The 5793-nt window shown below is 71.1% G+C and carries 5 protein-coding genes and 1 tRNA gene; 5 read left to right on the top strand and 1 reads right to left on the bottom strand.

Translation table 11 applies throughout. The features are described 5' to 3' along the window. Nucleotides 1-1662 (bottom strand): pyruvate dehydrogenase (acetyl-transferring), homodimeric type (gene aceE / locus ACH9EU_RS11785; RefSeq protein WP_396414118.1); only part of this gene is annotated, 1662 nt, incomplete at its 3' end. Nucleotides 1663-2099: 437 nt separating this feature from the next. On the opposite strand from aceE, the gene ACH9EU_RS11780 reads away from it, so the two are divergent. The 5 genes from ACH9EU_RS11780 (at nucleotide 2100) to gndA (ending at nucleotide 5726) form a co-directional block, all read left to right on the top strand. Beyond that, on the top strand, nucleotides 2100-2516 hold the full coding sequence (locus ACH9EU_RS11780) for a DUF3052 domain-containing protein (RefSeq protein ID WP_396414117.1): 417 nt from the start codon (nucleotides 2100-2102) through the stop codon (nucleotides 2514-2516). 37 nt (nucleotides 2517-2553) lie between these two features. After that, nucleotides 2554-3012, top strand: a complete 459-nt coding sequence (locus ACH9EU_RS11775; protein WP_396414116.1) for a redoxin domain-containing protein — start codon at nucleotides 2554-2556, stop codon at nucleotides 3010-3012. 64 nt (nucleotides 3013-3076) lie between these two features. Then, the gene (locus ACH9EU_RS11770; protein WP_396414115.1) at nucleotides 3077-4000 is read left to right on the top strand and encodes an NAD-dependent protein deacetylase; all 924 of its coding nucleotides are present in this window, start codon (nucleotides 3077-3079) and stop codon (nucleotides 3998-4000) included. A 74-nt stretch (nucleotides 4001-4074) separates the two neighbouring features. Further along, nucleotides 4075-4150, top strand: a tRNA-Val gene (locus ACH9EU_RS11765). A gap of 118 nt (nucleotides 4151-4268) precedes the next feature. Next, nucleotides 4269-5726: an NADP-dependent phosphogluconate dehydrogenase gene (gene gndA, locus ACH9EU_RS11760; RefSeq protein WP_396414114.1), complete on the top strand. Its 1458-nt coding sequence runs from the start codon at nucleotides 4269-4271 to the stop codon at nucleotides 5724-5726. Nucleotides 5727-5793: the final 67 nt, after the last annotated feature.

Here is a 5793-nt window from a genome sequence, read left to right as displayed (position 1 = left end):
GATCTTCGCGGTCGGGAAGAAGGAGTCCATCCCGAAGGTCCGGGCCTCGTCCGGGACGATCGGCACGATCCGGTGGCCGAAGTCCTTCTCCCGCAGCAGGTCCTTGAGGATCCGCACGAAGGCCATGGTCGTGGCCGCCATCTGCTTGCCCGAGCCCTTCTTCGCCTGCTGATACGCGGCGTCGGAGGGCAGGGCGATCTCCTGCTGGGTGTGCGGGCGGTCGGGGACGAAGCCCCCGAGCTCCTTGCGCCGCTCGAGCAGGTACTTGATCTCCGGGGAGTCGGGGCCGGGGTGGTAGTACGGGGCGCCGTAGAGGTCCTTCTCCAGCTCCTCGTCGGAGACGGGGATCCGCAGGTGGTCGCGGAAGGTCTTGAGGTCCTCCATGGTCAGCTTCTTCATCTGGTGGGTCGCGTTGCGCGCCTCGAAGTGGCTGCCCAGCCCGTAGCCCTTCACGCCCTGGGCCAGGATGACGGTGGGCTGCCCCTCGTGCTCCGTCGCGGCCTTGTAGGCGGCGTAGACCTTGTGGTAGTCGTGCGCGCCGCGCTTGAGCTCCCAGATCTCGTCGTCGGTCATGTCCGCGACGAGCTCCTTGGTCCGGGGGGAGCGGCCGAAGAAGTGGTCGCGGATGAAGCCGCCGGACTCCGCCTTGTAGGTCTGGTAGTCCCCGTCGAGGGTCTCGTTCATGATCCGCACCAGCTCCCCGTCGGGGTCCTGGGCGAGCAGGGTGTCCCACTCCCGGCCCCACAGGACCTTGACGACGTTCCAGCCGGCGCCGCGGAAGAAGGCCTCCAGCTCCTGGACGATCTTGCCGTTGCCGCGCACCGGCCCGTCCAGGCGCTGGAGGTTGCAGTTGACCACGAAGGTGAGGTTGTCCAGCTTGTCGTTGGCCGCCAGCTGCAGCAGCCCGCGGGACTCGGGCTCGTCCATCTCCCCGTCGCCCAGGAACGCCCACACGCGCTGGTCGGAGGTGTCCTTGATGCCGCGGTTGTGGAGGTAGCGGTTGAACTGCGCCTGGTAGATCGCGTTCATCGGCCCGATGCCCATGGACACCGTGGGGAACTGCCAGAAGTCGGGCATCGACCGGGGGTGCGGGTAGGAGGGCAGCCCGTGCGGGGCCTTGGACTTCTCCTGGCGGAACCCGTCGAGCTGCTCCTCGGTCAGGCGGCCCTCGAGGTAGGCGCGCGCGTAGTTGCCGGGGGCCGAGTGGCCCTGCCAGTAAACCTGGTCCCCGCCCCCGGAGTGGTCGGGGCCGCGGAAGAAGTGGTTGAGGCCGACCTCGTAGAGGGTCGCCACGCCCGCGTAGGAGGAGATGTGCCCGCCCACCCCGATCTCGGGGCGCTGGGCGCGGTGGACCATCACGGCGGCGTTCCACCGCAGGAAGGCGCGGTAGCGCCGCTCGATCTCCTCGTCGCCCGGGAACTCCGGCTCCTGGTCCACCGGGATCGTGTTCACGTAGTCCGTGGTGGTGACCATCGGCACGCCCACGCTCTTCGCGCCCGCGTGCTGCAGCAGTGCGCGCATGATGTACTGCGCCCGCTCCGTGCCCTGCGCCTCGATCAGGCCGTCGAAGGACTCGAGCCACTCCCGGGTCTCCTCGGAGTCCGAGTCCTTCAGGTTGTTGGTCAGGCCACTGAGGATGTGGTGGTTGCTGGATGAAGGCACGTTCAACCTCTCGTTCGTCGAGTTGCCGGGACGGACGGGACGCGCGCGTGCGACGGCGCGGCCGGTTCCTCCGACAGGCTCAAAATACCCGCCGGCCGTTCCTGGCGCCGGGAATTCGCCCAGGGGGACGGCCGCCCGTCGACCGCCCGGCGTGCGGATCGCGCCGACGGGGGGCCTTCAGGCGTACGGGTCGTCTGTTGGCACCATGTTTCCACACCCGGGGCGGGCCGTCACACGCGGCGTCGCCGCACGATTGCGGGCCCGGCCACCGTGCGGGAGCTTGAAAGAGACCCTCATCCGGTGTTGTCTGGACGGTGAAGCCGGTATCCGGCCCGCCATCGTGCCCCCGCGGTCCGCCGACGGGCAGGCGGAGCCCCGCACCGGTACGCCGTGCGTGGTCGTCGTTCGTCGGCCCGATCCCAGAAGGAGCAAGAACAGTGAGCGAGGCCCAGACCACCGCGGGTGACGCGGTAGTCCAGCTCGGTTTCAAGGATGGCTACTACATCCAGGAGTTCGGATACGACGAGGACGTCGACCTCGACCTGCGGGAGCGCATCGAGGACCTGACCGGCAACGACCTGCTCGACGAGGAGGACCAGGAGGTCGCCGACGCCGTGCTGCTGTGGTTCCGAGACGGCGACGGAGACCTGGTCGACACGCTCGTGGACGTCCAGACCACCCTGGACGACGGGGGCGTGGTCTGGGTGCTGACCCCGAAGGCCGGCCGCGACGGCTACGTGGCGCCCGCCGAGGTCCAGGAGGCCGCTCCGACGGCGGGGCTGCACGTGACCACGTCGGCGCGCGTGAGCGCCGACTGGGCCGCGACCCGCCTGATGCCCAAGCGCAACATCTGAGCGGGCGCACCCGCGCCCGCAGCACAGGAGACGACACATGCCCCAGATCGGCGCCCCGGCACCGGACTTCACCCTCGAGAACCAGTTCGGCGAGCCGATCACACTCAGCGAGCTGCGCGGCCGCCCGGTGACGGTCGTGTTCTACCCGTTCGCGTTCTCCGCCCTGTGCACCGGTGAGCTGTGCCGGCTCCAGGACAACCTGTCCGTGTTCGAGGACGCCGGGGTGCGGCTGCTGGCGATCTCCGTGGACTCGAAGTACACCCTGCGCGCGTTCGCCCGGGAGGAGTCCTTCGAGTTCGACCTCCTAGCGGACTTCTGGCCGCACGGCGCGGTGGCGGACAGCTACGGCGTGTTCGACCCCGTGACCGGGCTGGCCGAGCGGACCACGTTCGTGCTGGACGAGAACGGCGTCGTCGTCGACGTCTTCGGGTCCGAGCCCGGCACCCCGCGGGAGCTCGAGGACTACCGCGCGGCGCTGGCCAAGCTGGCCTCCTGACCCCCGTCCGACCCTCACCGAACGAGCAGCGTTGCCCACCGTCCGCGCCGGCTACGGCGCACCTGTGACCGAGCAGTTCCCCGACCCCGACGCCGTGGGCCTCGAGGAGGGGCTGCGTGCCGCCACGGCCCTGCTCGCGGGCCGGCGCACGGTGGTCCTCACCGGCGCGGGGGTCAGCACCGACTCCGGGATCCCGGACTACCGGGGGCCGGGATCGGCCCCGCGCACGCCCATGACGTTCCAGGAGTTCATGGGCAGCCCCGCCATGCGCAGCCACTACTGGGCGCGCAACCAGTACGGCTGGCACCACCTGGCGCAGGCCCGGCCCAACGGTGGCCACACGGCCCTGGCCGCCCTCGAGGAGTCCGGCGCGGTGACGGGCGTGATCACACAGAACATCGACCGTCTGCACCAGGCCGCCGGCTCCGTCAACGTCGTGGACCTGCACGGGCGGTACACGCAGGTGGGCTGCACGCGCTGCGCCACCACGATCCCACGCGTCGTGCTCTCGGGCCTGCTGGACGAGCTGAACCCCGGTTTCTACGACGCCGTCGCGTCCCCGCAGGACATCGAGTTCGCCCCGGACGCGGACGCGGTGATCACCCGGACCGCGGGCTTCCGGGTCCCGGACTGCCCCGTCTGCGGCGGGGTCCTCAAGCCGGACGTCGTGTTCTTCGGCGAGAACGCGCCCCGGCACCGCGTGCTGCGCGCGCTGCGCATGGTCGACGCCGCCGACGCGCTGCTGGTCGTCGGCACGTCCCTGACCGTCAACTCCGGCCGCCGGTTCGTCCGGCACGCCGTGCGCGCCGGGGCCCCCGTGGTGATCGTGAACCACGGACGCACGCGAGGCGACGCCGCGGCGCGGCTGAAGGTCGACGCCCGGGCCACGGCGTTCCTCGCGGGGCTGCACGGGCGACTCGCCCGCCCGGCCGGCGCGGGCCCGGATGTGGGCAACCTCACCCGCGGCGGCCGGCGGACGCCCCTGTGACCCGCCGCGGCGGGCCGGTACCCTGGTGCGGAACCGGGTGCCGGCGATGGCGGACATCGTCCACCCGGTCGTCAGGGTCTTTAGCTCAGCTGGTAGAGCGCCACGTTTACACCGTGGATGTCGTCGGTTCGATCCCGGCAGGACCCACCACGGCGGCCACGGCGCCGGGCGCCCGCCCCGTGTGACGCCCCGGGTCCGGGGCGAGGCAGGGCGGGGCAACACTCGGCCACCGGTCGGGACCGGCGCCCGGGCTTTGTAGGCTGGGGGCATGGCAGCAGAAAAGAAAGCCCAGATCGGCGTCACTGGCCTCGCGGTCATGGGCGCGAACCTCGCCCGCAACTTCGCCCGGCACGGTTACACCGTCGCCCTCCACAACCGTTCGGTCGGCAAGACCGACGCCCTGCTCGACGCCCACGGCGACGAGGGGGAGTTCATCCGCACGGAGACCCTCCAGGAGCTCGTGGACTCCCTCGAGACCCCCCGCCGCATCCTCGTGATGGTCAAGGCCGGAGCCCCCGTGGACGCCGTCATCGAGCAGCTCGTCCCCCTGCTCGAGAAGGACGACATCATCATCGACGGCGGCAACTCCTACTTCCAGGACACCCGCCGCCGCGAGCAGGAGCTCGCCGAGAAGGGCCTGCACTTCGTGGGCGTCGGCGTCTCCGGCGGCGAGGAGGGCGCACTTCTCGGACCGTCCATCATGCCCGGGGGGCCCCGGAAGTCCTACGACTCGCTCGGGCCCATGCTCGAGGACATCGCCGCGAAGGCGGAGGACGGCAGACCGTGCTGCGCGTGGATCGACACCGACGGCGCGGGCCACTTCGTGAAGATGGTGCACAACGGCATCGAGTACGCGGACATGCAGGTCATCGGGGAGGCGCACGAGCTGCTGCGCTCGGTGGCGGGCCTCGAGCCGGCCGAGCAGGCCGACGTCTTCGAGCAGTGGAACCGGACGGAGCTGGCCTCCTACCTCATCGAGATCACCGCCCACGTGCTCCGGCAGGTGGACGCCCGCTCGGGCGAGCCGCTGATCGACGTGATCGTCGACGCCGCGGGCCAGAAGGGCACCGGCCGCTGGACCGTCCAGGAAGCCCTCGAGCTGGGTTCCCCCGTCACCGCGATCGCCGAGTCCGTCTTCGCCCGCGCCCTCTCGTCCGCGGAGCCCGAGATGCGGCTGGAGGCCCAGCGGCTCCTGCCCACCGGGATCGGCGGCACCACCGAGGACGTCGTGCACGACCCCGAGTTCGTGGAGGACGTCCGGAAGGCCCTCTACGCCTCGAAGCTGGTCAGCTACGCCCAGGGCCTGGAGATGCTCACCATGGCCGGCCGGGAGTACGACTGGGACCTGGACCTGGCGACCATCGCGAGCCTGTGGCGGGAGGGGTGCATCATCCGCGCCCAGCTGCTGGAGGTCATCATGGAGGCCTACAAGGGGGACAAGCAACCGCTGAACCTGCTGTTCGCCCCCGAGTTCGTCACGGCGGTCGAGGACGCGCTGCCGTCCTGGCGCCGGGTCGTGGCCCGGGCCGTGGAGCGCGGCATCCCGGCCCCGGTGTTCGCCTCGACCCTGAACTACTACGACTCCCTGCGCCGCCCGCGGCTGAACGCGGCCCTGACCCAGGGCCTGCGCGACTACTTCGGGGCGCACACCTACCGGCGCGTCGACGACGCCGAGGGCGTGTTCCACACCCTCTGGAGCGGGGACCGCTCCGAGGTCGTGGTCTGACCGGTCGACGGCGTCCCTGGCCGCCGAGGGCGCTCGGCCCCCGGCGGCCCGGCCTCGCGGAAGAGCG

Origin of the sequence: Kocuria rhizosphaerae (assembly GCF_044462265.1) — a bacterium.
In the GTDB taxonomy this organism is placed as follows: Bacteria; Actinomycetota; Actinomycetes; order Actinomycetales; family Micrococcaceae; genus Kocuria; species Kocuria rhizosphaerae.
The sequence above is the reverse complement of the archived record's forward strand: the minus strand, read 5'-3'. Positions and strand labels throughout refer to the sequence as shown.

Bases quoted from the DNA above. Each gene is read 5' to 3' on its own strand.
- ACH9EU_RS11775 (WP_396414116.1), top strand. From the start codon at position 2,554: ATGCCCCAGATCGGCGCCCCGGCACCGGACTTCACCCTCGAGAACCAG.
- gndA (WP_396414114.1), top strand. From the start codon at position 4,269: ATGGCAGCAGAAAAGAAAGCCCAGATCGGCGTCACTGGCCTCGCGGTC.